This is a genomic window from Ruegeria sp. CE8, from assembly GCF_056537465.1.
Window position 1 is genome coordinate 139,156 of the sequence record NZ_JBQFRP010000007.1, and the last position, 26,396, is coordinate 165,551.

Annotated in this window: 23 protein-coding genes; 16 read left to right on the forward strand and 7 right to left on the reverse strand. The window is 55.4% G+C overall.

What is annotated here, in order from left to right:
- The first annotated feature begins 90 nt into the window (after positions 1 to 90).
- Both ACR0AA_RS13405 and ACR0AA_RS13410 read left to right on the forward strand, forming a co-directional pair.
- On the forward strand, positions 91 to 2,430 hold the full coding sequence (locus ACR0AA_RS13405; RefSeq protein ID WP_480756219.1) for a fatty acid cis/trans isomerase: 2,340 nt from the start codon (positions 91 to 93) through the stop codon (positions 2,428 to 2,430).
- A 94-nt stretch (positions 2,431 to 2,524) separates the two neighbouring features.
- The gene (locus ACR0AA_RS13410) at positions 2,525 to 3,538 is read left to right on the forward strand and encodes an NADP-dependent oxidoreductase (protein ID WP_480664568.1); all 1,014 of its coding nucleotides are present in this window, start codon (positions 2,525 to 2,527) and stop codon (positions 3,536 to 3,538) included.
- Positions 3,539 to 3,630: 92 nt separating this feature from the next.
- On the opposite strand, the gene ACR0AA_RS13415 is transcribed toward ACR0AA_RS13410, so the two are convergent.
- Both ACR0AA_RS13415 and ACR0AA_RS13420 read right to left on the reverse strand, forming a co-directional pair.
- The gene (locus ACR0AA_RS13415) at positions 3,631 to 4,137 is read right to left on the reverse strand and encodes a hypothetical protein (protein WP_480664569.1); all 507 of its coding nucleotides are present in this window, start codon (positions 4,135 to 4,137) and stop codon (positions 3,631 to 3,633) included.
- A gap of 131 nt (positions 4,138 to 4,268) precedes the next feature.
- Positions 4,269 to 4,925, reverse strand: a complete 657-nt coding sequence (locus ACR0AA_RS13420) for a TetR/AcrR family transcriptional regulator (RefSeq protein WP_480756220.1) — start codon at positions 4,923 to 4,925, stop codon at positions 4,269 to 4,271.
- A gap of 771 nt (positions 4,926 to 5,696) precedes the next feature.
- Between ACR0AA_RS13420 and ACR0AA_RS13425 the strand changes: the two genes are divergently transcribed.
- From ACR0AA_RS13425 to ACR0AA_RS13455, 7 genes are all read left to right on the forward strand, one after another.
- Positions 5,697 to 6,761 carry a hypothetical protein gene (locus tag ACR0AA_RS13425; protein WP_480664571.1) on the forward strand — a complete coding sequence of 355 codons (1,065 nt, stop codon included), beginning with the start codon at positions 5,697 to 5,699 and terminating at the stop codon, positions 6,759 to 6,761.
- Between the two features lie 210 nt (positions 6,762 to 6,971).
- Positions 6,972 to 8,390, forward strand: coding sequence for an MFS transporter (locus ACR0AA_RS13430; RefSeq protein ID WP_480756221.1), 1,419 nt, complete (start codon positions 6,972 to 6,974; stop codon positions 8,388 to 8,390).
- Between the two features lie 183 nt (positions 8,391 to 8,573).
- Positions 8,574 to 8,846, forward strand: coding sequence for a hypothetical protein (locus tag ACR0AA_RS13435; RefSeq protein ID WP_480756222.1), 273 nt, complete (start codon positions 8,574 to 8,576; stop codon positions 8,844 to 8,846).
- A gap of 18 nt (positions 8,847 to 8,864) precedes the next feature.
- Entirely contained in the window at positions 8,865 to 9,296 is a 432-nt protein-coding gene (locus tag ACR0AA_RS13440; protein ID WP_480756223.1) for a DUF2141 domain-containing protein, read from the forward strand.
- A 163-nt stretch (positions 9,297 to 9,459) separates the two neighbouring features.
- Entirely contained in the window at positions 9,460 to 11,232 is a 1,773-nt protein-coding gene (locus ACR0AA_RS13445; protein ID WP_480756224.1) for a DUF1800 family protein, read from the forward strand.
- A 4-nt stretch (positions 11,233 to 11,236) separates the two neighbouring features.
- On the forward strand, positions 11,237 to 12,619 hold the full coding sequence (locus ACR0AA_RS13450) for a DUF1501 domain-containing protein (protein WP_480756225.1): 1,383 nt from the start codon (positions 11,237 to 11,239) through the stop codon (positions 12,617 to 12,619).
- Positions 12,620 to 12,847: 228 nt separating this feature from the next.
- Positions 12,848 to 13,438 carry a TetR/AcrR family transcriptional regulator gene (locus tag ACR0AA_RS13455; RefSeq protein ID WP_480756226.1) on the forward strand — a complete coding sequence of 197 codons (591 nt, stop codon included), beginning with the start codon at positions 12,848 to 12,850 and terminating at the stop codon, positions 13,436 to 13,438.
- 25 nt (positions 13,439 to 13,463) lie between these two features.
- Here the strand turns inward: ACR0AA_RS13455 and ACR0AA_RS13460 are convergent, their stop codons facing one another.
- From ACR0AA_RS13460 to ACR0AA_RS13470, 3 genes are all read right to left on the reverse strand, one after another.
- Positions 13,464 to 14,525: a 2Fe-2S iron-sulfur cluster-binding protein gene (locus ACR0AA_RS13460; protein WP_480664578.1), complete on the reverse strand. Its 1,062-nt coding sequence runs from the start codon at positions 14,523 to 14,525 to the stop codon at positions 13,464 to 13,466.
- Between the two features lie 84 nt (positions 14,526 to 14,609).
- Entirely contained in the window at positions 14,610 to 15,485 is an 876-nt protein-coding gene (locus ACR0AA_RS13465; protein ID WP_480664579.1) for an ABC transporter six-transmembrane domain-containing protein, read from the reverse strand.
- Positions 15,482 to 16,633, reverse strand: coding sequence for an aromatic ring-hydroxylating oxygenase subunit alpha (locus ACR0AA_RS13470; protein WP_480664580.1), 1,152 nt, complete (start codon positions 16,631 to 16,633; stop codon positions 15,482 to 15,484). The genes ACR0AA_RS13465 and ACR0AA_RS13470 overlap by 4 nt, the downstream gene beginning before the upstream one ends.
- 331 nt (positions 16,634 to 16,964) lie before the next feature.
- Here ACR0AA_RS13470 and ACR0AA_RS13475 point away from each other — a divergent pair, with 331 nt between their 5' ends.
- Positions 16,965 to 18,143: a patatin-like phospholipase family protein gene (locus tag ACR0AA_RS13475; RefSeq protein ID WP_480756227.1), complete on the forward strand. Its 1,179-nt coding sequence runs from the start codon at positions 16,965 to 16,967 to the stop codon at positions 18,141 to 18,143.
- Positions 18,144 to 18,279: 136 nt separating this feature from the next.
- Positions 18,280 to 19,191 (forward strand): LysR family transcriptional regulator, encoded by a 912-nt coding sequence (locus tag ACR0AA_RS13480; RefSeq protein ID WP_480664582.1) that lies wholly within the window; start codon positions 18,280 to 18,282, stop codon positions 19,189 to 19,191.
- Positions 19,192 to 19,225: 34 nt separating this feature from the next.
- Here the strand turns inward: ACR0AA_RS13480 and ACR0AA_RS13485 are convergent, their stop codons facing one another.
- Positions 19,226 to 19,816, reverse strand: a complete 591-nt coding sequence (locus ACR0AA_RS13485) for a TetR/AcrR family transcriptional regulator (RefSeq protein ID WP_480756228.1) — start codon at positions 19,814 to 19,816, stop codon at positions 19,226 to 19,228.
- Between the two features lie 191 nt (positions 19,817 to 20,007).
- Between ACR0AA_RS13485 and ACR0AA_RS13490 the strand changes: the two genes are divergently transcribed.
- A complete protein-coding gene (locus ACR0AA_RS13490; RefSeq protein ID WP_480664584.1) occupies positions 20,008 to 21,195 on the forward strand; it encodes an aromatic ring-hydroxylating oxygenase subunit alpha in 1,188 nt (395 codons plus the stop codon).
- Between the two features lie 44 nt (positions 21,196 to 21,239).
- On the opposite strand, the gene ACR0AA_RS13495 is transcribed toward ACR0AA_RS13490, so the two are convergent.
- Positions 21,240 to 22,154 carry a LysR family transcriptional regulator gene (locus tag ACR0AA_RS13495; RefSeq protein WP_480664585.1) on the reverse strand — a complete coding sequence of 305 codons (915 nt, stop codon included), beginning with the start codon at positions 22,152 to 22,154 and terminating at the stop codon, positions 21,240 to 21,242.
- Positions 22,155 to 22,254: 100 nt separating this feature from the next.
- Between ACR0AA_RS13495 and ACR0AA_RS13500 the strand changes: the two genes are divergently transcribed.
- The 4 genes from ACR0AA_RS13500 (at position 22,255) to ACR0AA_RS13515 (ending at position 26,371) form a co-directional block, all read left to right on the forward strand.
- Positions 22,255 to 23,214, forward strand: a complete 960-nt coding sequence (locus ACR0AA_RS13500; RefSeq protein WP_480664586.1) for a tripartite tricarboxylate transporter substrate binding protein — start codon at positions 22,255 to 22,257, stop codon at positions 23,212 to 23,214.
- Between the two features lie 69 nt (positions 23,215 to 23,283).
- Positions 23,284 to 23,751, forward strand: a complete 468-nt coding sequence (locus ACR0AA_RS13505; RefSeq protein WP_480664587.1) for a tripartite tricarboxylate transporter TctB family protein — start codon at positions 23,284 to 23,286, stop codon at positions 23,749 to 23,751.
- Between the two features lie 6 nt (positions 23,752 to 23,757).
- Complete coding sequence (locus ACR0AA_RS13510; RefSeq protein ID WP_480664588.1) at positions 23,758 to 25,272, forward strand: tripartite tricarboxylate transporter permease; 1,515 nt, start codon at positions 23,758 to 23,760, stop codon at positions 25,270 to 25,272.
- Positions 25,265 to 26,371, forward strand: coding sequence for a lyase family protein (locus tag ACR0AA_RS13515; RefSeq protein WP_480664589.1), 1,107 nt, complete (start codon positions 25,265 to 25,267; stop codon positions 26,369 to 26,371). Before ACR0AA_RS13510 ends, ACR0AA_RS13515 begins: the two co-directional genes overlap by 8 nt.
- The last annotated feature ends 25 nt before the right edge of the window (positions 26,372 to 26,396 follow it).

Sequence of the window (26,396 nt, forward strand, 5' to 3'; positions counted from 1 at the left end):
GCGCAGTTAATCCATTCAGATGGAGAGGCATCGATGCCGCGAGCAAGACGGTACAGACATTTCCCTATCCATGCCTTGGCGGCAGCAACTATGTTTTTTTCTGTCGAACTGGCGGGCGCTCAATCAAACTCAACCCCACCAAATGAAGGCACGGCCACCGATGCGCATTCGTCCCAGGGCGGTGACTGGAACGATGTGCAAACGATCCTCAACCGCAGATGCGTTGTGTGCCACAGTTGTTATGACGCACCCTGCCAATTGAAGCTTACGTCTCCTGCCGGGATACTACGTGGCGCCAGTAAAGAGGCCATTTATCATACCGAGCGGTTGACAGATGCACAGCCTACACGACTTGGAATCGACGCTCAGACAGTTCTGGAGTGGCGGAAATTAGGGTTCTTTCCTATCGTGCAGTCTTCCGATCAATCCGACAAGGCCGGAACCCTGTTGGAAAGCTATCTTGAACTCGGCAGGCAATCCCAATTGCAGGCCAACGCGCCTGTTCCAGCAGAACTTGGTCTTGATATTGATCGTCCTTTGGTTTGCCCGACGGCACAAGAGTTTGATGCCTTTCGCAATGCACATCCTCTGGCTGGAATGCCCTATGCGACTTCCCCGTTGGGCCACGACGAATATCAAACGCTATTGTTATGGGCGCGTAGTGGTGCCCCAATGCCGTCTTCATCACTGGAAATACCTGAGGACATTCAGGTTCAAATTGCTGAATGGGAAGCGTTTCTGAACCATCCCGACGCAAGAAACCAGTTGATGAGCAGGTATGTATACGAACACCTGTTTCTCGCCCGGCTTCACTTTCCGACTGGCGATCCAAGGCTGTTCTTCCAACTTGTTCGTTCGACAACTGCGCCCGGTTCAGAGATCGAAATCATCGCGACACGCCGCCCGTTTGATGACCCCGGCTCCGGTTCATTTTTTTATCGGTTGGAACCGATCAATGAGACCATCGTGCACAAAGATCATCTGGTTTATAAGTTCGGGCTGGACCGGATGGCTCGATACCAGCAGTTGTTCCTCGATCCCCCTTGGTCGGTGTCAGCACTGCCGTCCTATGGAGAGGCAGAAGGCGGTAACCCGTTCAGCACATTTGCACAAATACCTGCCCGCAGCCGTTATCAGTTTCTACTGGACGACGCGCTGTTTTTTGTACGCAGCTTCATCCGTGGACCCGTTTGCCATGGCGAAACCGCAGTTGACGTGATCGAAGACAGGTTCTGGGTCAGTTTCCTGGATCCAGATGCCGACCTGTCCATTACCGATCCAAGTTTTTTAGCGGACGGAGCGGCCTTCCTCGAACTACCCGTAGCCGACCTTGATGGCCGGGCGTTGGGTGACCTGCAGGGGCTGTCGCACGAAAACCAGGTTAAGTACCTGGAGTTTCGGGATGACCGGTATCGCAATAGCCCGGCCCATTTGACCGGGTTTGGATATGACGCGATCTGGGATGGGGATGACACCAACCACCAAGCGCTGATTACCGTCTTCCGTCACTTCGACAATGCTTCTGCCATGACCGGATTCCTCGGCGGCATTCCCGAAACCGCCTGGGTTATCGATTTTCCAGTATTCGAGCGCATCTACTACGATCTGGTGGCGGGTTACGATGTGTTCGGGCGTGTCGAGCATCAGCTTTCGACGCGGTTGTACATGGATGAACTACGTATGGAGAGCGAGGACACGTTTCTGAACTTCATGCCCAGAGGCGCTAGGCAAAGGATGCATGAAACCTGGTATGAGGGAGCGCTGGCTGAATTGCACACCTATTGGCACCGGCGGCGCGTCGATGACAGTTTCCCAACGGGCATCGATTTTGCAACGGACACGCCCAAGCAAGAGTTTCTTCTGGAGCTGCTAAACCGTGGAAACAGTCTTTGGGCCATCGAGGATTCGATCAACAGGTGTACCGGTTCAGACTGTTCGACTGATGACGCGGGCATCAATACAAACCTGCGCGCGCTGGCAAATCAAACCGGCGACTGGGTCAGGTATCTGCCGGATGTTTCTTTGCTTTTAGTCGAAATGGACGACGGGCCCACAGCGCTGTATTCGCTGCTGCATGACAAAGCACATTATAATGTGGCGTTCCTGTTCGACGAAAAAGACCGGCGCAATCCACAAGCCGACGTGCTGACAATTCTACCGGGTGTGATCGGAAGCTATCCGAATTTCTTTTTTAGAACCCGGCAAGATCAATTGGCCTCATTTGTTGCAGCCATGAAATCCGTGCGTTCGCAGGAAGAGTGGGTGGATTTTGTCGCAACTTACGGTCTGCGCCGCACTAGCCCCGAGTTTTGGGAAACAAGCGATCAGGTGACAGCGATGTTCTTGCAGCAAGCCCCCATCCAAGCAGGCGTGCTGGATCTGAATCGTTACAAAGACCCCAAATCAAGTGGAAATCCCGAAAACAACTGAACCTGCTTTCTGCAAGATGGACGCCGGGACCTGCTCGCTCTATCACTTTGGTGAAAACCAGCAGCACCCGGCATGTCCTTTGGGAGAAACGACAATGACCTCGAACCTGACCAACCGCAGTGTGATCCTGTCGAGCCGCCCGAAAGGTATACCGCAAGCCAAGCATTTCACGGTCCAAGAAAGCCCGGTTCCCGATTTGCTGGATGGATGCATACTGGTCAAAACGTCCTATTGGTCGGCTGATCCGGCACAGCGGGGCTGGGCCAATGATGCGCCCAATTACCTCCCACCCGTCGAGATCGGAGCTGCAATGCGCGGGTTTGCCGTAGGCGAGGTCGTTGCATCCCGGAACGCTGAATTTGCAGAAGGCGACCTTGTGTCTGGAATGCTCGGATGGAGCCGCTACGCGATTTCGGATGGATCAAATGTCGATCGCAAAGTGACCGAAACGGACCTGTCACCATCCATGTCTTTGGGCATTCTGGGTTTGAACGGTGTGACGGCGTATTTTGGCCTTCTTGAAGTGTGCGCCGCCAAGGAAGGCGATACCGTCGTTGTTTCCACAGCGGCTGGGGCGGTTGGCTCTGCGGTTGGGCAAATTGCCAAAATCAAGAGATGCCGGACGGTTGGCATTACCTCCAGCGCCGAAAAGATGGCCCTTTGCACGAACAAGTTCAGCTACGACGAGACCATCAACTACAAGGAGGAGGACGTTGCCGAGGCAATTCGCACTGCCTGCCCCGATGGCGTGAACTGCTATTTCGACAATACCTGCGGCCCGATCTCGGATGCGGTGATGACACATCTGGCGCATGGCGCGCATATCGCAATCTGTGGCACTGCAGCGTTGGGCGATTGGGATCCGATCCCTTTGGGTCCGCGCGTTCATCGCCAGCTACTGGTGGCCCGAGCGCGAATGCAAGGCTTCATCGCTTTTGACTATCAAGCGCGCTTTCCCGAGGCTATTGCCCAGCTTGCTGATTGGGTCCGGTCTGGCAAACTGTCCGCCAACGAACATGTCCTGGAAGGGGCAGAAGCCGCCCGAGACGCGATTGCGATGCTCTATCGCGGTGAAAATACCGGGAAACTGCTTATCCGCGTGGACTGAAATCGCCCTTCGGTTCAGCCGACTACCAAGAATACCGCTGGCAGGATTAAGCCCGAGAGCCGACCTTTTCCCGCCAGACGGATTCGTGTGCGTTACTTATACGTCGTTACGCCGTGGTAACTGCTGAAGGCCGGGTTGCCTTCGGATGGGAACGTCACTTTAAAGGTGTCGTTCTGGAAAATCTTTCCCTTGTAACCGCTTATTTCATAGTCAGTGGTCAGGCGACCAGTTACGGTTACGTCCTCACCTACCCTTTGAGCCCCCAGAATTTCAAAGGACTGAGCGGTTTCCTTGTAACCCTCAAAATACTGCTGATATTCCACGGGAATCTCGGCTTCGATATACTGCTTCAGGTCCCTGGGACTGTAGGTGATCGTTTCTTCCGGGTATGCCTTTCCAAAGTTGTAAACGCTTGTCGCTTTGGCATTGGGTTGAAACATATCAATCGCTACTTCATATTTCTCATCAATCAGGCTGGTGTAAAAGCTTTCAACCAGAGATTGGGCCCGGGCCACGTCATCTGCCCATACTGCAGTTGTGGCCAGAATTACGCCCGCAGCTGCGCCGGCGGTCATCGCAGTCAGTTTTACGAAAGCCATTATCGTCTCCCAGTTCGTTTATTTTCTCTTATGACAATTTACTTCATATATGTACTGGCTAGAGGTATGGAACCTGCGATTTTCCATACCTGTGGCCAGACTTCGGTTAACAAGCCGTCCGTTTTGACAAACTACTTGGAAAAGGCCCCTCTCTTGGGGGCAGAGTCCTGTGCGCCAGCCTCCTGGCTGCCGGTCAGGTAGCCGATAAGACGCTCAACACTGTGCGCGATGTCGTCAACGGTAACAGGCAGACCAGCAATAGATTGCTGGAGGAAATAGCGATAAGCCCCATCCAGCATCAAATAAATCTCTAGACCGCGCACATCGTTGAGGGCGAATTTCCTTCCCAGTTCGTCACAAACGGAAACGAACTTGGCTTCGACATCTGCGACCCGGTGCCTGAGCTGGCTATCAAACATGGCCTGGTTGCGAATGTCGTACCACAGCCGATGCAAATGCGCGTAATTGATAATCGAATGAGCAAACAGTTCGACATAAGCTCCGCGTGCTTCGCGCGGGCTCAGCTTGGCATCAACGATCTCGGTTAGTTGGCCGATGAAGCGATTGACCGACAAGTCAATGCAATACAACAGCAATCCTTCTTTCTCGGGGAAATAGTACTGGATCTTTCCCAGCGACACGCCGGTCGAAGCCGCGATATCCCGCAGAGTTGTGTTGGCATACCCAGCCTGCGCGATCGTCGTAATCGCGCTCTCTGCAAGCGCGCGCCGTTTCTGTTCTCGGTTCTTGTCGCGCTGCTTGGCGCGATTCTCTGTCAAATTTGGCATCATCGGCCTTCAATAACGTATTTTCCACCAAGATGTGAGGGGCTTCACAGCATTGGCGGGACCTAGATCAAAGCATTGAAAATACAACGTTTGCCGCGAAAGAAAATTTCAATGCATCCGTACAATACAAATGTATTGAAAAAGTGCAAATTGTGTGCAACAAAAATATTGTCATAAAAGACAGTTATGCCAGCGATAAGGCAAGCAACAGGGACAGACCTATGACCAATCCTGGATACGTCCGGATCTTTGGCAGGAATCATGCAGGAAATTTTTCCGACGCGCGGCGCTGTTTAAGGAGGAGCGCGCCGACATTGATTGGGAAAATCACTCAGCAAGCTCAACCAAATGACGAGGAGGTGTCAGACCGGTAGCACTCGCACCACGTTAACAAAAGAATATCGGCCTGCGACTGGGCTGCAGAACTTACAGGGACAATGAAAAATCGCGCAACCGGCATTCTTGCCGACCCATTTCGTATTGCCTGCTTCCAACTGCCCACTCCACAGGCGCAGAAAGCGACGCAACCGGAAATCTTCAATCCGTTTTCGCATGTGATTGCGACGGCCTCATTCTGCGCGTCTCCCTAATGCACAGCACGCAGCTCGACAAGCCAAAAACACTGCCAATGGAACGCATGTTTTTAGCTGGCCGTTCAAACACACGCCGTTCGTGGCGTCATCAACTGACAAACGGCCCGAATGCGCCGAGGTCAATGCAGTCCCCCCGGACAAAACAACTGAACTGACACCGGGGAAAAGGGAGGGAAGTATGAAAAAATTTGCAACGCTGGCATTGGGTGCGGGTCTGGTTTCAGGCCCTGTACTAGCCGGAGGGATCGAGGGGTTCCCGTCGGAAACAAGGTTCCTGTTTGAACAAGGCCGGTATGTCGAAATCACCGGGGGATGGGCGGATTCGAAAACAGAAGGCACCGAGTTTGGGCAGCCGACAGGTGACGTCACACCCAGCATCAGCGGCCTGTCTCTGGCCTACAAACAAGACATCGGTGAAAAGTGGGTTTTTGCAATCCGCGGTTTCAACTCGATCAACTACAAGCTGCTTTACCCCACCGGAACGGGGGCACCGTCGGCAGGCACCAACGTCCGGTATCGCGGCACCGAAGTAAACCTAATGGCGCGATACAAGTTCAATGAGAACATCAGCGCCTATGCGGGTATTCGCTTTGAAAAGCTGAACGACTTCAGCGGTGCATTGATCAACCCCTCTCTCAGCTATTCGCTGGACTCCGAAGGGGATTTCAACCCCGGCTTCCTTGTCGGTGCCGCATATGAGATCCCATCCCTCGCGTTTCGCGCCGACTTGACCTACTACTCGGAAATCAATCACGATCTGGACGGTGTCGAACAACTCCAGCCTCTTGATCCTGCTGACGTAACGACAGAACTGACCACTCCGCAGACAGTTGCGCTGAATGTTCAAAGTGCGATCAAGGGTCCTTGGGGTGCCTTCGGGTCGATCCGTTGGAGAAATTGGGATGACGTCGCAGTGCAATCCCCGGCACTTGGCGGTCCGCTTGCGGAATTCGCCGAAGATTCAATCGATTACCAAATTGGCGTCGGATACCTGTTGAACCCGAAATGGTACTTCTACGGCATCCTATCCAGATCGCAGCCCGAAGGCGGTTTTGAAGGGTTTAACTACGAGGGTGGCGGCCAGGGCATCACACTTGGCGCCGTGCACTCGATTGGTCAGACCCGCATTCTGGTCGATTTCACATACGGCACGCTTGGGGATGTGAACGAACCTGACGCCGGCCTGCAGATCCGGGACGTTTCCGGCACCGCAGTTCGTGTCAGCCTGTCGCACAACTTCTGATCGTGCGCCCGACAGTTCTGACTGTCGGGCTTCACACCTCAATCAAAGAACGGTCGCCGCTGTACGCTTTTTCAGCGATGGCCATTACCGCTCACCAAAAAAGTTGTCTGGTAAAATTACCTTTCACCTTTGACAAAAAATGAACCTTGTGATCATTTCGAAGTGATCGTTCACTAACCCGATTGTTGCGATGAGATCCGGAGGAGATAAATGAGCACCAGAACTGACAGCCCACCGGTCAGCATGCAACTGTTTTACGGGGCGGGCGGCATAGCCAATGGCATCCTGTCTAACGGCCTTAGCTTTTTCCTGCTGATCTACTACAATCTGGTGATCGGGCTTCCCGCTGAAACCGTAGGATTTGCTCTTTTTGTCGCTTTGATGTTCGATGCCGTGTCGGACCCCGTCGTCGGATACCTTTCGGACAACACACGTTCGCGGGCAGGCAAGCGCCACCCATTTATGTATGTGGCCATTATTCCGGTCGCGTTCCTCTTCTGGTTTATCTGGAACCCGCCCGAGTTCCTGACATCGCAAACGCAACAGTTCTGGTTTCTGCTGATCACGACGATCCTTTTGCGAACCGCTATGACGCTGTTCGACGTACCGCACAACGCGATGGTTCCGGAGCTGACAAAAAAGTACAGCGGCCGGACCATGCTGGCGGGCCTGAAGGTCTCGGTCACCTGGATCGCCGGTCAGATCATGGTGATCGCCATGTATGTGATCTGGTTGGTTCCAACCGACACCATGCCTTACGGCATCCTCAATCAGGCAGGCTATCAGGAAGCCGGGTTGGTCGGCGCCCTCATCATCGCGCTGGCCATTGCAATCACCGCAATTGGCACCCGCCGGTGGCAAGACAGGATGCACGACATTTCTCATGACGCGACATACAGCGCCTCGGGGTTTTTCAGCCAGTTTATTGCCGCGTTCAAACTACCTGCTCTTAGGGCGATCTTTATCAGCTCGGCCATCTTTGCCGTGGGCGCAGGGATCGGGGCTGCCCTATGGACCTACCTGACATCATTCTTCTGGGAGCTGAACAACGACCAGATCTCACTGATCCTGGTGGCCAACCTGATCGGAGCCTTGATCGCGGGTGCCACCCTGAAAGGGATAGCACGCTTTGGCGACAAAAAGTCGAGCGCGATTTTCCTGTCGATCCTGTCGGCAGTGGTCGGCGTCGCCCCATATATGCTGCGTGAAATCGGGTTCTTTCCCGCCAATGGCACAGAACTGCTGATCTGGTTGCTGTTCATCCACGGCATCCTGCAAATCGTCCTGATTGTCTGGACCTCATCCTTGCTGACGTCCATGACCGCAGATGTTGTCGAACTGGGCATCAAGACAAACGGATATCAGAACGAAGGGATCATCACCTCTGTCATAACGTTCGTGCTCAAGGCCGGAACCGCGGGCGGGCTGGCGGTGTCCGGACTGTTTCTTGCCTTTGTCGGCTTTCCGGAGGTCCCGGATCAATCCAATCTGACTGCCGAAGTTACACGCTCGCTGGGGTGGAACTATGCCTGCCTAAGCTTGGTCATCTACATGGCCTCGGTCGTAGCACTGATGTTCTATCGACTGGACAAGGCGCAGTTTGACGAACTGATGGCGATCCGCGACTGAGCAGCAGACACATAAACCCATCGCGCTCCGGGCAACCAAAGCAACTGCGGCCGCCCGGTAGTCGTCGGCACTCCTAATCCGCAAGCTGATTGCCCAGAAGCACACAGAAAGCTCCGCACCAGCACCACGTTAGGCGGACATGTCCCAACACGGGCAATGAGCCCAAAGAAAAGAGACTACAGAATGAAATATCTCCAATCCCATCCCCTTTCCTGGGTCGTTGTCGTTGTTTTGCTTTTGGCAACCTGGTTTCAGGTCTATTCGATTTGGGGTCTATTGTTCATGTGGTGGGCCATCTCATCTTTCATGACCGGCCAAGCCTTCCTGATCGAGACCATCGACAGCCGGGAAAACCCACCCCTTTTCTACGTCATTACGATCATGTGGTTTGGCTTTGGCTTGCTTTACGTCGTGCAGGATCTGGCATGGCGTCTGTTCGGAATTTACATCGGTTAACTGTTCGGGAGGAACCCAATGACCAAAACTGCATTCATCGCTGGCCTTATGGCACTCGCTGCATCTCAGGCCGTGGCCGGAGACATTCAGGTAGACATTTCCGGTGTCGATGCCGGTCGCGGGGGCGTCATTCATGTTCTGGCATTTGACGACAAGACTGCATTTGACCAAAGCCAGATGGCTAAAATCGTGGGCTACGCGAAAATCCCCGCCTCCGGAAGCTCGATTTCGGGAACTCTAAAAAACCAGAAACCAGGGCAGCTTGCGATCATGATCCATCATGATCAAAACGACAACGGGCAATTCGAGATGAAAGGCCCGGTTCCTCAGGAAGGGTGGGCCTACTCCAAAGGCGCTGGCGTCAGGTCCGTGCCAGTCTTCGAGGACGCGGCAATCGCCTACGATGGCAACAACGCCTCGGTTGGGCTGAAGATGAACTACGCCAACTAATGCTACCCAAAGTTTTGACCCCGACTGCCCCGGAAACGGGGCTTTTTTTGGCCTATCTCGAAATTTCGGGTTGAAAGACCACGGTTAAAATTTATTCTGTCTTTATTGACAGTTTAATGCTGCCTCAGCCATCGACTTCAGTTTTGAAGGACCGCTATCCACCATGAAAACATCACTTGAAGAAACCAGCCGTTTTTTGATGCAAGCCACGCTGGGCGCGGATCAGGACCTTCTTCAGCAGGTCAGCAAGATCGGCGTTGAACGCTGGCTGGAAGATCAGTTGAACGCCCCGATCGGGAAAAATGGTCCCTTCGAAATGTCCACGCGCAAGATATGGAAGAGCTTCCGAAAACGCCTGAAACGCGCCCATGGTGAGTGGGCGATCAACGGCGACGGCAACAACCCCGCCCTCCCCTACAAGTGGTATTTCCACATGGCCTGGTGGAACCACACGCTGACCCAACGCGACGACCTGTTGCGCCAAAGGGTTGCGCAGGCACTGTCCGAGATCCTGGTCATCTCGGACGCCTCATCGCTAGAGCTGGATGCCATCGGGATGGCGAACTACTACGACCTGCTCTACAAACACGCATTCGGCAGCTACGCGGACCTACTGCACGATGTGTCGATGCACCCGATGATGGGCATCTACCTGTCGCATATGACCAATCAGAAGGCCAACAAGGCCAAGAACATCCATCCCGATGAAAACTTTGCGCGTGAGATCATGCAGCTGTTTTCGATTGGCCTGTTCGAACTGAACGCCGATGGCACCGAGAAACTGGGCGCCAGCGGAGATCCAATCCCGACCTATGACAACCGTGACATCAAGGAACTGGCCCGCGTTTTCACCGGGTTGCTGCCTGCGGCCTATGAATACGAATGGAACACCTCGTTCTGGGAAAGCAGCTATAACGGTTATCCCGTTCAATTCGATGACGGGATCGAAGAAGCTTATAAGACGGTGCCCTTCATCGACGCAACCAAACCGATGATCGTGGAAGAGGCCTATCACGACCGCGGCGCCAAATCTCTGTTGAATGGCCGCCTGACCCTGCCCGGCAACCAGACCGGCCCGAAAGAGATCCGCTCGACCGTCAGTCAACTGGTGGCCCACCCGACGACCGCACCGTTCATCGCGACCCACCTGATCAACCGGCTGGTCACCTCGAACCCTTCACCCGCTTATGTCGAGGCCGTATCCCGTGCATTCGGCCCAACTGGCGACCTGAAGAATGCGGTGCGCACGATCCTAACCTACCCGCTGACCAACGAAGTCGCCTCCAAGCGCTTGCCGTCGGCCTACAAGACGTCGGCCAAGATCGTGCAGTCCCAAAAGCTGAAATCACCCCTGCATCGGGTGACGCAGGTCTTGCTGGCGTTTGGTGCTCATAACCAAAGCGGCAAGCTGTGGTTGCTGGGGGATGACATTCAGGACGCATTGCAGATGCATCCCCTGTCGGCACCCACGGTGTTTAACTTCTACAAACCCGATTTCACCCCGCACGGTGCCCTTCAGAAAATGGGCCTGCGCGCGCCCGAATTTGAGCTTCATACCGCCGCAACCTCAGTCGCTTATGTGAACACCATCTACTACTGGTTTTTTGGCGGCTATCTGCCTCTGGTCTCCAACCAGATCGGGTCCGGGTCCGAGCAGATGATGGTGATGGAGATGGATCCCGATACGCTCAGGGCCAACACCAAAAACGCGCTGCGCTTCGATCTGAGTGAAGAGATCAAGATCGCCCGGAACCGTGGCCGCCATGATGAGTTGATCGACCGGATCTCGGTTCTGTTGACCGGGCAGGCAAATGCGGCGGCGCGCAAGCGGATCAAGCAGGCCTATGTGCAATATGCCGACAATCCCGAATGGGTGGTGCAGACCATCGCCTTCATGATCGCCGTTTCCCCTGAATTCACTGTGCAGGAGGCCTAAGCCCATGCTGACCAAATCCATTACCCGCCGTCAGTTTCTGGCTTCGACAGGTGTTGCCGCAACAGGCGCGATGATGGGAGCGGCATTGCCCGGGCTGGCGCAAGTCGGTGGCGGCATGATCAAGCCCGCTCGCAAGGCGCTGGTGTTCGTAATGCTGGACGGCGGCAACGACAGCTTCAACATGCTGGTGCCGAACGACAAGATCGCCCACGGGCAATATACGGAAACTCGAGCCAATCTGTCACTGTCCCGAAAAGAACTGCTGAACCTGGATACCCCCAAGGACCGGCTTGGCCGCAGCTTTGGCCTGCACCCATCGATGCCAGAGGTGGCAGACCTGTTCAATCAAAAGCGCCTGTCCTTCGTCGCCAATGTTGGCCCACTCGTCGAGCGGGTCCGAAAAGAGCAGTTCTATGACGGTTCCGTGGCCCTGCCCCTTGGGCTGCTTAGCCATGCGGACCAGTTCAAGCATTGGCAAACGTCACGCCCTGACCTGCGCGTTAACGATGGCTGGTTCGGGTTTTTTGCAGATGATCTACAGCCATCGAAATCCGCACACGAGATCGGGATGAACATCTCTTTGGCTGGGAACAACATTGCCCAGAACGGCAAGATCGACCTGCCTTATGCGATCACCGACAAGGGCAGCGTTGGGCTTTATGTCAAAGACGAAAGAAGCCCACTGAACGATCTGCTGCTGGACAGTTTCAACCAGATGATGATTGCTGAACATACCGGCGATCCCTTTCGCGAAACCTATCTGCACCTGACGCGCGACGCCCAGGCCAAGCACGAGACGTTCAAATCCGCTACCCGCGGCATCAAAATCCCGCGATCATTCCCATCGTCTGATCTGGCCCAGCAATTGCGCATGGTCGCCAAGACGATTGCCGCCTCTGACCGGTTGGGACACGAGCAGCAGACGTTCTTTGTGCGCTACATCGGCTGGGATCACCATGACGAACTGCTGGTCAACCACGCCCGGATGCTGCGCGTGTTGTCCGAAGCGCTCGGGACTTTCCAGGCAACACTGGATGACATGGGGCTTGCGGATCGCGTCGTGACGTTCACCGGATCCGATTTCGGCCGGACCTTAACGTCGAACGGCAATGGCACAGACCATGGCTGGGGCGGAAATACGTTGGTGATGGGCAATTCTGTCAAAGGCGGGCAGATTCTGGGCGACTACCCGGAGCTGGGCTTGGCCAGTGACAACGCGCTGGATGTGGGCGATGGGGTGCTGATCCCGACAACTTCAACCGACCAGCTTTATGCTGACCTGTCCCTTTGGTTTGGCGTTCAGCCATCGGCGCTGGACACTCTGTTCCCGAATCTCAACCGGTTCGCCGATGTGGCGGGGGGCGAAAGGCTGGGTCTTTTCTCCTGACCCCGCCAACCCCGGGCACCCTGCCCACCGGGGTGCTCGAACCTTATCCAATTATCCGGAGCCCATTAGTCCGAACAGCTACGTGGAAGCGCCCTACACTCTGTTAAACAAAAAGCAGACCTATTGCGGTCTAATCAGTGTTTAAAACAACAGTTTACTGTCAAACTTGACAGTTTATTCAGAATATTATATTTTCGGGACAATCTGTATCTAGCAAAGAGTAATCGCATGGGTCGCCCCTCGGTACAAGATCAACGCAAAAAAGAAGTCCTCGACGCGTTCATGACATGCGTTGCCTTATACGGCGTCGAAGGCGCTACGCTTGAACATATTGCAGCTGAGGCCGGGCTGAAACGCCCCTTGATCCGGCACCATCTTGGCAACCGCAAAGCTATGGTTCTGGCGCTTGGTGAGCACATCGCAGATACCCTCAGCACTCAGAGCGAGATGCTGCGCGTTGCGTTGGAGGATCACCCCGGTGTTCGCAACTTGATCGAGGCGCTGTTCAATTCCGATGGTGAGTTGGATCCGAGGATCAACATTTGCTACCAGGCGTTGGTCAATTCGGTTGAGATTTACCCGGAACTTCGCAAACCGTTGCTTGAATCGATGGAGACCTTTTATAAGGTTGCGATAAATATCGTACTGGCGTCGCATCCAAATGCTGACAAACAAGCCTGTGAAATCGTCGCGCACGGCATCGTCAACCTGTTCATTACGACGGACGCGTTCATCCCGCTAAAACCGCCGAAAACGTGGGGCTACTCATCTTATTTCGCTGCGTTGAAACTGGCCGAAACACTCGAAACCACGTCGTGAGCACAGCCACCCGGCCTCAGGATGATCAATTGTAATTGACGGCCAGCTTTTCTGTGGTCGCGACAGCCTGACATGAAAGCACTGCACCCCTCGCGATTTCGCTGTCGTCCAGCGCAGTGCGCGCCCGCATGTGGACCGAACCCTTCTTCAATTGGCACCGGCACGCCCCGCAGACTCCGGATTGGCAGGAATACGGTGGTTCCAGCCCCGCCTGTTGTGCAGCCTGCAATATCGTTTGGCCGGCCGCCATCTGAACCGATTGGCGTTGTCCGTTCAACGTGATGTCCACGACGGCGTCGACACCTTTTACACTATCGTCCGTGTCCTGCGCGCCACCATAGCTTTCCATATGGATACGGTTTGCAGGCACATCCAAAGACATCAACGCCTCTTTGACCGATTTGTTCATTCCGCCCGGACCGCAGATGTAGTACTGAGCATTCTGAGCGTATGGTGGGTTCTCGGCAATCAATGCCTCAACCGCGTCCTTGTCGATGATCCCGCGTCGCCAATCGCTGAAACTGGACCACATCGAAGGCTTCGACAGCAGGTGATGAACCGTCAGACGATCGGCGAACGCCTCTTGGTAATCAGCGAGTTCGTCTCTGAACAGAATACTGTCCGCGTTCGCATTGCCATAGGCCAGATGCGCAACCGACCACGGCTCGGCCAATAGCACCGACTGAAGCATGGAATGCAGAGGGGTAATGCCACTGCCAGCGCCAAAGAAATAGTGCGTGCGACGCTCGGTCGGGTCTGTATCCAGACAAAAGCTGCCAAAAGGCGGCATCACGTCGATCACATCGCCCGGTTGCACCATGTCGTTGATATGGTTGCTGACAAGTCCTTTCTTGACCCGCTTGACGGTAATGCGCAACGGATCGCCCGACACCGGAGAAGAGGATATCGAATAGCTTCTGCGGACCTCTTCTCCTTTGATTTGAAATCGAAGAGTCAGATGCTGGCCCGCGCGCCAAGCGAATTCCTGCGCCAATTGCGGTGGGACGTCAAACATGACCGACTTAGCCTGCCCGCCGATCTCTTCGCGGGTCTCAACCACGGTAAGCGGGTGAAAAGCTCTGGTCATTGGAAACCTCCGAAAAGCGCGCCATTCGTCTGTGCTGGATGGGTAATAATATCCGATAAGATCCGGATACTTGAATTGGGTCTATCACGCATTCGCGCGCCTTCCCGATGCAGGTGCGTTGATCCGCTCTGTGATCTCAGACAATCGCGCAAGGCTTTGCAGCACCATCGGGACGACCACGACCGATTGCACGAACTCGAAAGAGTAAGTGACGACCGAGAATATTTGCCCTGCGGTGGCCTGACTTTGGGTCGCCGCGAACCACAGATTAAAGGCCAACATACTCAGCAAAACCGCAAAGATCGCACCGTAAACATAGGCTTCGGAATCCGATAGGCGCACCTCATGCGCGCGCAATCTGAACAAATGCTGGCCGATCTTTTTCAGGTCTTTGCTTTGCAAGGATGTGACCTGCCTTTCCGACTGCTGGTTCAGCAACCCGTTCAAACGAAAGAAACGGCGCGCAAACAAAGTGAAAATGATCAGGATCAGCGCCGCGGCGAGGCCGGCAGCGGCCGCCAACGCCCCATGAAACGACATCAGAATGCCGACGGAAACCAACACCTGAACGACGGCACCCATCGACTCGGGGGCTTCACCTTCCAGAAAATCGACCAACTCGCGCGCCATCAGGACGCGCGCATTCAGCACCGAAACCTCTTGCCCAGAATCGCGCATGGCCTGCGCTTTACCCATTTCGACGCGGATCGTGCCATAAGCGCGCGTGTCGTAGATACGGCGCAGTGTTGCGACCACCAACAGCGCCGCCATGACAGCGCCAAAATGGATGAAAGACGTGTAGTCACCGTTAGACAATCCGTCGATTGAATAGCCGATCAACAACGGAAGAAAGGCGAACAACGCTGTCTCGACAAGAGTCAGGCCCCAGGTCATTGCAATCTTTGCCCGGAATACCCGCAACAAAGTGGCAATAGACAGCCGGTCGTCAGGTCCGATCATTTGCCTTGCAACCAGTCGCGAACGACCCTCTGGTGTTGGACGACCGGGCTTTCGCCGACCGCGGCGGGGCCAACCTCGAAATAAGGCGAGGTCAAGGATTTCTGCTGCTGTTCACAGGCATAGATGTCCTCTTGTGTGAAATCGCCCGAGGCCATCGGGTCGTTTTCATCATAAACATCGTCACCTTCGTATTTGCCCTTGATCCCAAAACTGTTCCAGAACGACGCAGATCGACTGGCCTGTTTCGTAAACTCCCACGCCGAGGCATTGGCGACACGTGTCCGGTTCAGAATTCGCGTCCTGTCGGGCGCCAGCGGCGTGACGATAAAGACGTTCCACACATCCTCGGACGCACCAATTCCTATGCCTGGAAACAGCATCGGAACCCACGCTCCGTTCTGATCTTCAGGAACGACCCGCGGCATCTGCAATTTTTTGTTCTGGTCCTGGGCGAATTCTTCGACCGGCGGCTCCCAGAAGATGTAGTGCGGCCCATACCAGCCATACCGCGCCTTGGCATGGTCATACATCTGTAATGTGTTCGAGTGCAGGTGGCTCAGGTGATAGACGTCAATGTAATTTTCGATGACGATCTTCCAGTTGGCCTTGATCTCATAAGTATGAGAGGTGTCTTCATGCTCAACCAGTTCTTCGGGAACGTGCGGACCGACCTTGTCATCGACATCCCCGAACCACTTCATGATCGAGCCCGCGTTCGGATCGGGGTGAACGAACAACATGCCCTTCCAGATATCGACAGACGCCGGTTTCAGGCCGAAGCAGGATTTGTCGACCGATTTGTATTCGCGATGCTCGTCCGGCACTGAAACAAGGTTGCCCTCAAGGTCATAGGTCCAGTCGTGATAGGGACAGGTCAGCGCCTTTTGGGTCTTTCCAACCGCTCGGATTAATTGCGTGCCCCGATGGCGACAGATGTTATGAAATGCCCGCAGCCGCCGGTCGCGGCCCATCACGATAAAAAGGTTGTTCAAACCGGCCTGAACCGAGAGATAGTGGCCCGGCTCGGGCAGGTCTTCCATAAAACCCGCAAAGCGCCATGTTTTCGAGAAAATCTCGCGCTGCTCACGGTCGAACCACTCCTGCGAAGTGTAGGCTTTCGCGGGTAATTCGTGGTACATCTGTGGCATGCTGTCCCCTCCTCGGGCCGTATTTTATCACGGTTGGCAAGCTAATTTACTTCTGGTCCCGGCAACGTCGCTTGTCCGATGACGTTTCGCGACGGCATTCCGATGCGAAATAGGCAATCCACCCTTAGCTGTCAATAGTGACAATTAAATTGAAGGCCACAGGTAAGACCCTCATACGTGCTCAGGCGACATTTGGCCCGCCCGATCGGTGCCTTCCCGCCGAGGCACGAACCAGACACCTGAAAAGGAAACCAAGTCAGGCAACCATGACTCAACAACCGGCGATTGCCTCGCTAAGGAGCCTCGACCTTTTCGAGACGGACACGCCCGCATGCCTTCGCTGAAGAATTGCCTCCACATCGCTCTTGTTTTTTTGCTGACGGCCTGCGCTGCCAGCTACGATCGCACGGAGCTGACACCGACAGCAAAAACTTACGAAACATTCCTGCCTGTCGGTACAAATGCAGACAGTCGGTATTTCGAGGATGACAGCGGCGCCCGGCTGGCCGACCTGGACTCGGAGATGCGCAAGACACTGGCACAGGTACCGAAGGGACGCGGGCTGAACATCCTGGCGCTGTCAGGAGGTGGCCAGCATGGGGCGTACGGTGCTGGTGTACTCAACGGCTGGAGCGACACGGGAACCCGACCATCATTTGATGTCGTCACCGGAATTTCCACTGGGGCGCTGATTGCGCCTTTTGCCTTTCTCGGACCGGAATACGACAGCAGCCTAAAACGGTTCTATACCGCAACTGCGACGCGCGACGTGGTCCGGCTGGACCTGACTGGCGCAGTGTTCGGGCGCGGATTTCTGACAAAAGCGACACCGCTAAAACAGGCTATACAACAGGAACTAACGGATGACCTGATCCGGAAAGTCGCAGAAGAACACCGAAAGGGCCGCCAGCTGCTTATCGGCACCACCAACATTGATGCCGAGCGGCCCGTGATTTGGAACATCGGCGCAATTGCGCAATCCGATACACCGCAAGCGCGAGAACTCATCCACGATGTGATTTTGGCTTCAGCCTCTATCCCAGTCGTATTTCAACCGGTCACAATTGACGTAACAAACGGCGAAATCGTTCGCGAGGAACTACACGTGGACGGTGGGCTGACACGCGAGATATTTGCCTACCCCTACGAACTGCAGATGCGACAGCTTTTGCGCTCAGCCGGCTTGAGCAACCGGAACAACCGCATTTGGCTGATCCACAACAAAAAGCTGGAACCGACATTCGATCCCTTGCCGGGTAACGCAACAGCGGTGGCCAACCGCGCGTTCGAGATGCTGATCCGGTCGCAAAGTCTGGGCAATATCGACAGTATTCTGGCCCTAGCCAACCGCGACGGCCTTCGGGCGAACATCACCTATATTCCAAAAGAGTTTCTGACCAAACCTGACGAACCATTTGATCCTGATTACATGACCGAATTGTTTGCGATCGGGTTTTGGGCGGGTCAGCATAAAGATGGATGGGTCTACGACGTCCAGGACTGGCAGTAATTCCGGCGGGGACGCACAAGTTTCTTAAACTGTAGCGGTTGCAACATTCGCCTTTCAGCCATTAAGACGTGCAAACATTGAACAAATCGCAAATAACTGCGATGTATCGACAAAAAACCATGATCAAAACGCATAGATGATACCGCCACGCCGCCTTTTTCCTTCAATCTCGTCGCTCCGCGCCCTCGAAGCGTTGGACCGTCTCGGCTCGGCTTCAGCCGTCGCGGACGAGCTGGCACTGACCCAAAGTGCCGTAAGCCGCCAGCTGCAGACATTGGAAGCGCAATTGGGCGTGGACCTGATCCGCCGCGACCGTAAACGCCTGCTACTTACTCCGGTCGCGCAAGAATATGTGGCTGAAGTGCGTCAAGGATTGAACCAGATCGCTCAGGCCTCACTGAAACTGCACGTTGCGCCCGCCGGAGGAACTCTGAGCCTTGCGATTCTGCCGACCTTCGGCATGCGTTGGTTGGTGCCAAGGCTACCCGAGTTTGCTCGCATTCATCCAGACATAACAATCAACATGTCCACTCGCCTGCGCCCCTTTAGCTTTACCACCGAACCCTTTGATGCAGCGCTGCATTTTGGTGAACCTGATTGGCCCGGCACGGATCGGCTTTTGCTGCGGGTAGAAAGTGTGCAACCGGTATGCGCACCATCATTGCTGCCCAATGGCGCGCCAGAGTCACCGCGCGATCTACTGAAACTGCCTTTACTACACATCCAGACGAGGCCACACGCATGGCAAGAGTGGTTCCGCCACATGGGAACAAGCCACCCGGAAGCGTTGCCGGGAACAATTTACGATCAATACACCACGATCAATCAGGCAGCGGTGCATGGGCTCGGCGTGGCGTTGCTGCCGAATTATTTGATTGAACAGGACCTGGCGACTGGCAAATTGATCGCAGCCTTTCCCGATGCGGTCGAAATGATGGGAGCCTATTACCTCGTTTGGCCAAAATCCAAGTCCGACGACCCATCCTTGCGCAGCTTCAGGCACTGGCTTGCAACGCAGGCCCAGACCGAAGAGGGCCTGCCGCGATAAGAAGGCCAGACACCTATGCTCCAGTCGCCCCCGCTTAGCCGGGCGCGTCAAGCGTCTCAGTCAACAACAATGCCGCCCGCTCCAACTCCAGCCGCCAGTCTGACGGGGCATCAAGCGCAGCCAGCGAGTCAAGCGACAGAAATACAGTCGAAATCCCCTGCGCAACGGCCCGCACTTTATCTGCACTTGCGTTGGGCGACACGCGGCGAAGGGCTTTTTCAATGACTGACAAAAATCGCGAAAGGACCTCTAGCAGAGGTTTCGCAAGGTCCGGTTTGTCGCCAACCGACGTGGACAAAGCCTGCCACGCGGCCAGCAGTCTGGGGTCGATTTCCTCGTCTTCGGTAAACAGGATTTCCACCAGCTGACTGCCGGACTCAATCTGACTCAGGTAAAAATCCAACTCGGTCGTCTGATTGTTAAACGTGTTTGCAACGTGAAGGTTCAAGGCAACAATCATCTGATCCCGGTTGCCAAGATAGTGCCGCAACAAAGGGCGCTTCACACCCGCCTCGGCAGCAACGCGCTCCTGCGTGGCGCCCTCAAGGCCGAACCGGGCGACACATGTCATGTATGCATCAAGAATTTCTTCGGACCGTTGAGTTCTGAGGCTTGGACGCGGCATGGCAGATCCTATTTTGCCGAAGCGAGACACATTTGCCCGGCAGTTTGTCTTTAACCGCTCTTCTTGCAGCATTTTGGCCACTACATCAATTTAAGTGAACGGTCACTTTTTATTGACAAAAGACATATTTCCCGTTACCTGTCAATATTGACAATCTAGAGACAGCCAACCAGCCAATTGCGAGACTTAACATGCAACAACCCGACAAAATGCCGGAGGTCGCCACTCAGGAACTTCCACCCGAGGCATATACTTCAGAAGAATGGCTGGCGCAGGAGAACAAAAAGCTTTTCTCGCGCAGTTGGGTGTTTGCGGGGACGGAAGCGAAGGTTGCCAATGCCGGCGATTACATGACTGCGAAGGCTGGCCATTTTACTCTGGTTGTCATCCGCGGCAATGACGGCGAACTGCGTGCTTTTCACAATATCTGTCGCCACCGAGGGACTGAACTGCTCGACCGCGGCTGCGGCAATACAGGCAAAACCATCGTTTGCCCCTACCACTCGTGGACATTTGGTCTGGATGGCGCGTTGCGCGGCATCCCCGAGCAGCGCGCATGCTTTCCGGATATCGATAAGAAGGAAAACGGCCTCCATAAGGCCTCGGTGGCCGTGTTCAAAGGCTTTGTCTTCGTTAACCCTGAGCCGGATCAGGACTTGTCCGACTGGCTCAGCGGTTTGGAAGATGTCGTTTGGCCTCATGATATCACCAGCCCCGAACTTATCTCTTACGGTGAAGCGGTCACTTACGAGATGCAGTGCAACTGGAAAGTGTTCTTTGAGAACGCGATTGACGGGTATCACCTGGCCTACCTTCACAAGAACACCCTTGGTGGCCCAACCCAGGACAAAAACATCTGGGATCCCTACGGCGACAATCAGGTATGGTATTCGACAGAGAATGAAACCGTGCGTTCACGTGTTCCGAACTACGTATCGAACCGCATGGACAAGTGGAATGCAAAGAAAATCCCGCATGCCGAGAAAGAAGGCTATGGCGGTGTCTACATGTTGTTCCCGACAACCCTCATCGTGGCCAGCCCATGGTCTTTCTCGGTTTCCGTGATGGAGCCGGTCAGCGCAGGTGTAACCCGACTGAACGTCTATGTCTGGGCCGCGAAATCGTGGATGTCCAATCGTGGATCGGTCAAGGACATTCCCGGTTATGACAAGGCGACCGGACTGATCAAAAGCTCTCACTGGAAGGTTCATCCACTGGAAACTCAGGATTTCCAGACCGAGGACGTCTATGTGGTTGAAAAAATGCAACGCGCCTTGATGTCTCCGAAGTATTCAGTCGGCAAAATGGCTGATGGTGCCGGGGCGGAATCGCCGCTGACTTACTTCCAGAGATCCGTTCTCCGCCACATGGAGGCATAGACCCCTCCACCTTGTGCCGCTCAGGGGCCGCCGCCCGGCGACCCTCAGGCAAGGGTCAGATTCGGGCTGCTTTCGCACAGTTCGGATGCCTGCCGAAACAGCACATCTTCAAAGTCCTGCAAAGCCTCGGATTTTTCTTGTGTAACGGGATAGAGCAGGCCGAAAGTCATCCAACGTTCCGGCGCGATAGGAACCAGCGATAACCGGCCGAAAGGTTCCTGGGCCGCAATAAGTTCATCTGCAATGGTGACGCCGGCTCCTTCCGCAACAAGCGAGCAAGCAAGCTGTGACGCGGCGACCTCACAGGTATGACGGGGATCGACCCCTGCGGACCGAAAAATATCATCAAGTTGTTCGCGCAACAAAAGACCGTTCATCAACCGGATGACCGGTTCTTTGGCCAGATCGTTTGCCGATACCGACTGACGATCGGACAAGGCGTGCCCCGCTGGCAATACCGCCTGTGCTCGAACCCGCAACAATGGCTTTGTCCGCACGCCGGGATGTTCAACCGGCAATGCACCAATACCAATGTCATACTCGCGACCTGCCAGCCACTTGCTGGCCTCTCGCCGCGCGCGGATATCAAGGCTGACATTTGTGTCAGGATGAACTTTCAGGAACTTGGCCAGCGCGGGCGCCGAGATAGCGCGGGCTATGCGGGGCATCGTGACAACGCGCAGCGTTTCGGTCCGACCCGCACGTATTTCAGCCGCGATGCGAGGAACTTCATCTAAGTTGTCCAAAATTCGCCCGGCTTCGCGGTAAAAGGCCAACCCCTCACGCGTGGGTGTCAGATTGCGCCCGCTTCGATCAAACAAGGTCAGGCCCAGTTCCGCCTCCAACCCAGATATCAAACGGCTGATAGCTGGTTGGCTCAAATGGAGTATCTTTGACGCGGCGATCAACGATCCCTCGGAAAGAGTTGCACGGAATGCGCGAAGAGCCTTGATATTCATCGAATCCACTCTTTACTTTTTTGCAAGAGAAGATAACGCATTTGCATTTTTTTTAACATTCTTTTTCACCTAATTTGGATGGCATCTCAGGGAGGATGCTATGAAGCGTAGAACAATTCTCACTGCCGTCCTCGCGGCAGTAACCGTGACCGTAACCGCAACTGCGAGCTTTGCCGCCGATTGGCCGAAACGCCCGATCAATTTGGTCGTCCCCTACAAAGCCGGCGGCGGTACAGACGCCTATGCCCGCGCCATCTCGGCTGCGGCCGAAGGCATTCTGGACGTTCCGGTTGTCGTTGTGAACAAGCCCGGTTCGGGCGGTCTGAACGGGGCTAACTCTGTCGTGGGCGCACGCCCCGATGGCTACACGATGATGATGACATCGGGCGGTTCGTTCCTGCTGTCGACGATGACGCGCGACACCGACATTGACGCACTGGAAAGCTTTGACTTTGTCGCTCAGGTCGGCCAACTGCAAACCTCGCTGATGGTGCCACTCAACAGCCCGTTCCAATCCGTTCAAGACGTGATCGATGCGGCCAAAGCCAATCCCGGGCAACTGCGTTGGGCACATTCGGGACGCGGTGGTTTCCACCACGTTGGCGGCATGGGGTTTCTGGCCAATAACGGCATCGAGGCTCAGGACGTACCGTTCAAAGGTGGCGGACCGACCCGTGCCGCTCTGATCGGCGAACAGGCTGATTTTGGTTTCCTGGGCGTTCAGCAGTTGGCTGGGTTTGAAGAGCAGCTGCGCGCGCTGGCCGTCAACAGCCAAGACCGCGATGGCATCATGAAGGACGTGCCTTCGTTTGGTGAACTGGGCATTCCGTTCGCCGCAGTCTCCTCACCGGTGATCGTGTTCGCACCGAAGGGCACCCCGGCCGAGGTCGTTGCCGCGATGCAGACCGCGCTGGAGCAAATCGCCGCCAAGCCCGAGTTCGCTGAACTTCTGGCCTCGCGCGGAACCGGCCCGGTTTACCAGAATGGTGCGGATGCCAAAGCGACGCTGTCCGCCATGAAAGAGGACGCCACTCCCCTGGTCGAAAGCCTGACCAACTAAAGTCCTCAGGGCCGGGTGGGTTTTCTCCCCCCGGCCCTTTTGTATCTACTGTAATCAGGGAGGATCGACATGCGCGCCTATGCAGAAGGCCTTGTGCTAGCCCTCATCTCTATCATTGCCATCTGGGGTGCCTGGCAAGTGCCCGCAGCGTCACCGGGGGATACCTGGGCAGGCATCGTGCCATTCTCAGCGTCCATCGCATTGTTGTTTCTTTCCGGACTGCTGTTGTTGGGTGCCGCACGTCAAACAGCCGACGGCACCAGCCAGACGCAAGACCACGGGGCAACGCTTCAAATCATCGGCCTGTTCATCATCGCCTTGATCTATCAGCAGTCCTTCCGCTGGTTTGGCTACCTGCTGCCGACGGCGATTGCCGCGCCGATCGTTCTGTACTTTTTCGGCGTGCGCAACTGGATCGGGCTGGCGGTGTCCGTGGTGCTATGCCCGCTGATCTTCCACCTCATCTTTTTTATCCTGCTTGGCGTGTTCCCGCCGTACGGCGAGGTCTTTGACCTGCTCAACTGGATACAGGGGTAAATCGTCATGGAAATTTTTCCCGCACTTCTTTCGGTGATCACCGACCCCTCGCTGCTTTTTGCAATTGTGCTGGCCGCAGTCGTGGGCATGGTGGTCGGGGCCACACCCGGGCTGACCGCGTCGGCAGCGATTGCGATGCTGCTGCCCATCACCTTTTACATGTCGCCAATCTTTGCGCTCGCATTCCTGTACGTGATCGGAAAATCCGGCCGGTACGGCGGCTCAATCGCTGCTATTCTGTTCAATACGCCCGGAACAGCAGCCAGCGCCGCAACGCAGATTGACGGCTATCCATTGGCCCGGGCCGGCAAGGCCGGCAAAGCGATGAAAGTCGCGACGATTTCTTCCATCATCGGAGACCTGATGGGTGACATCATGTTAGTCGTCGGAGTCGGATTCATTGCGGCCATCGCCCTTAAACTTGGCCCGCCGGAAACTTTTGCGATCTACTTTGCAGCCTTCGTGGTCATCGGATCGGTTATCGGCAACTCAATCGTTAAGGGGTTGGCGTCTGCGTTGCTGGGTATTCTGATCGCCATGGTAGGCCTCGACCCGATCTCCAGCGAGGAACGGTATACCTTTGGTTCATTTGAACTGTCGAACGGCATCGGGCTTGTCCCGCTGATGATTGGCGTCTTTGTTCTGGGCGAAGTCTTTGCCCAATTGGAATCGCGCCGTAAGGCAACCAGCGAAACCAAAGAGAATGAAAGCAGCGAAAACGGCAACAGCCTGACCTGGGAAGAATACAAACCTTGCTTACCGCACGCATTCCGAGGTGGCTTTATCGGCGCTGGCATCGGCGTTCTGCCGGGCCTCGGGTCCGCGATCGCTGCGTTCATCTCATACGGCGAAGGCAAGCGCCGGGCCAAGAACCCCGAGATGTGGGGCAAGGGCGCGCTGGAAGGCGTCGCAGCCCCCGAAGCCGCCAACAACGCGGTGTCCGGCCCTTCGATGGCACCGCTTCTGACGCTCGGCATTCCGGGTTCGACCATCGGGGCGATTCTGCTGGGTGTTTTCCTGATCCACGGCATTCAGGTCGGTCCGACCCTGTTCCTGACGGATAAGGAGCTGGTCTATAAACTGTTTGCCTGTGGTATGCTGGGTATTCTGGCCTATGGCCTAATCGGATACTTCGGCGCCACTCAGGTTGCGCGCCTGATCCTGAAGATCCCGACCAATGTCCTGTATCCGCTGATCTTCCTGACCTCGTTCGTCGCAGCTTATTCAGCGCGCGGATCAATGTTCGACGTCACTGTCATGACCTGCGCAGGCTTTGCCGGCTGGCTGATGCGGAAGTACGACTTTAACGTTGCGGCCTTCGTGATCTCGTTCGTTCTGGCAAAAGGCGCGGAAGAGACCTTCCGCCAGTCGCTACTGATGTCCGATGGCGGCGCGTTGATCTTCGTCGAACGCCCGATCGCTCTGGCCTTCCTGGTCATCGGCGCAGGGGCTATCGCCTTCCGCATCCGGGGGATCATGAAGGAGCGCAAAATCGCAAAAGGAGAGCTGGAAGATGCTTGAGCACTCTCTTTACCGCGACTGCTTTTCCAGCGCTGACATGCGGTCCGTCTGGTCACAACACGCCACGATCTCGGCCTGGCTAAAGGTTGAACAGACACTGGCGCGCCATCAGGCGCTGGAGAACCTGATCCCGCAACAGACCGCTGACGCGCTCGACGCGATTTCGGTCTGCGACCTGGACACAGAACGCCTGCACGAAGACATGATACATGTTGGGCGCCCGATCGTCGGTCTCGTCGAACAACTCAGAAGGCAGGTAGGCGATCAGGCGACGAGCGTTCACTACCAGGCGACAACGCAGGACATCATGGACACGGCGCTGGCGCTGCAAATGAAGATCGGGCTGGAACACATCCAGACCGGACTGGTAAGGTTGACCGCCGCTATCGGACTGCAGATCGACGAACTTGGTGACACTGTCATGATGGGGCGCACCAACGGCCAACACGCAGTTCCCATTCGTGCTGGCACCAAGTTGACGGTTTGGAAAGTCGAGCTGCAGCGGCGCGCACAAGCGCTTGAAGAGGCGGCGGCGCGAGGCCTGAACGTTCAGATTGGCGGCCCTGTCGGCGATCTTCGAGGATACGAAAATGGAACAGGTCATCGGATCAAGGAAGGCGTCGCCGCCACGTTGGGTCTGAATGTCATACAGCCCCATTGGCAAAACGCCCGCGACGGCATTGCCGACATTGTCGGCGCGCTTGGGGGTCTGTGCGCGACGCTGTGCAAAATCTCTCATAACGTCAATCTGCTGTCATCCTCGGACATATTAGAATGGTCCGAGGTATCTACCGCAGGCAAGGGTGCGTCGTCTGCCATGGCTCATAAAAAAAACCAGCGCGCATCCGAATTTGGTGAAGCCGTCGCCCGGCTTGGCCGGCAGCGGGCCGAGCAGATCGGCGAATTCACAACCCATCAGCATGAACGCTCGGGCGGGATGTGGATTGGCGAATGGATTGTCGTGCCCGAGACCTTTTTGCTGACTTCGGGCGCACTGTCCTGGGTCGAGACCATCTTTGCCAATCTGATACTGGATACAGACGCCATGGCGCGCAAAGTCTCGAACTTTGACCATGCTGCGGCGGCAAACCCGCACTAAGTCCGTCAAAACACTTCCCTGACCA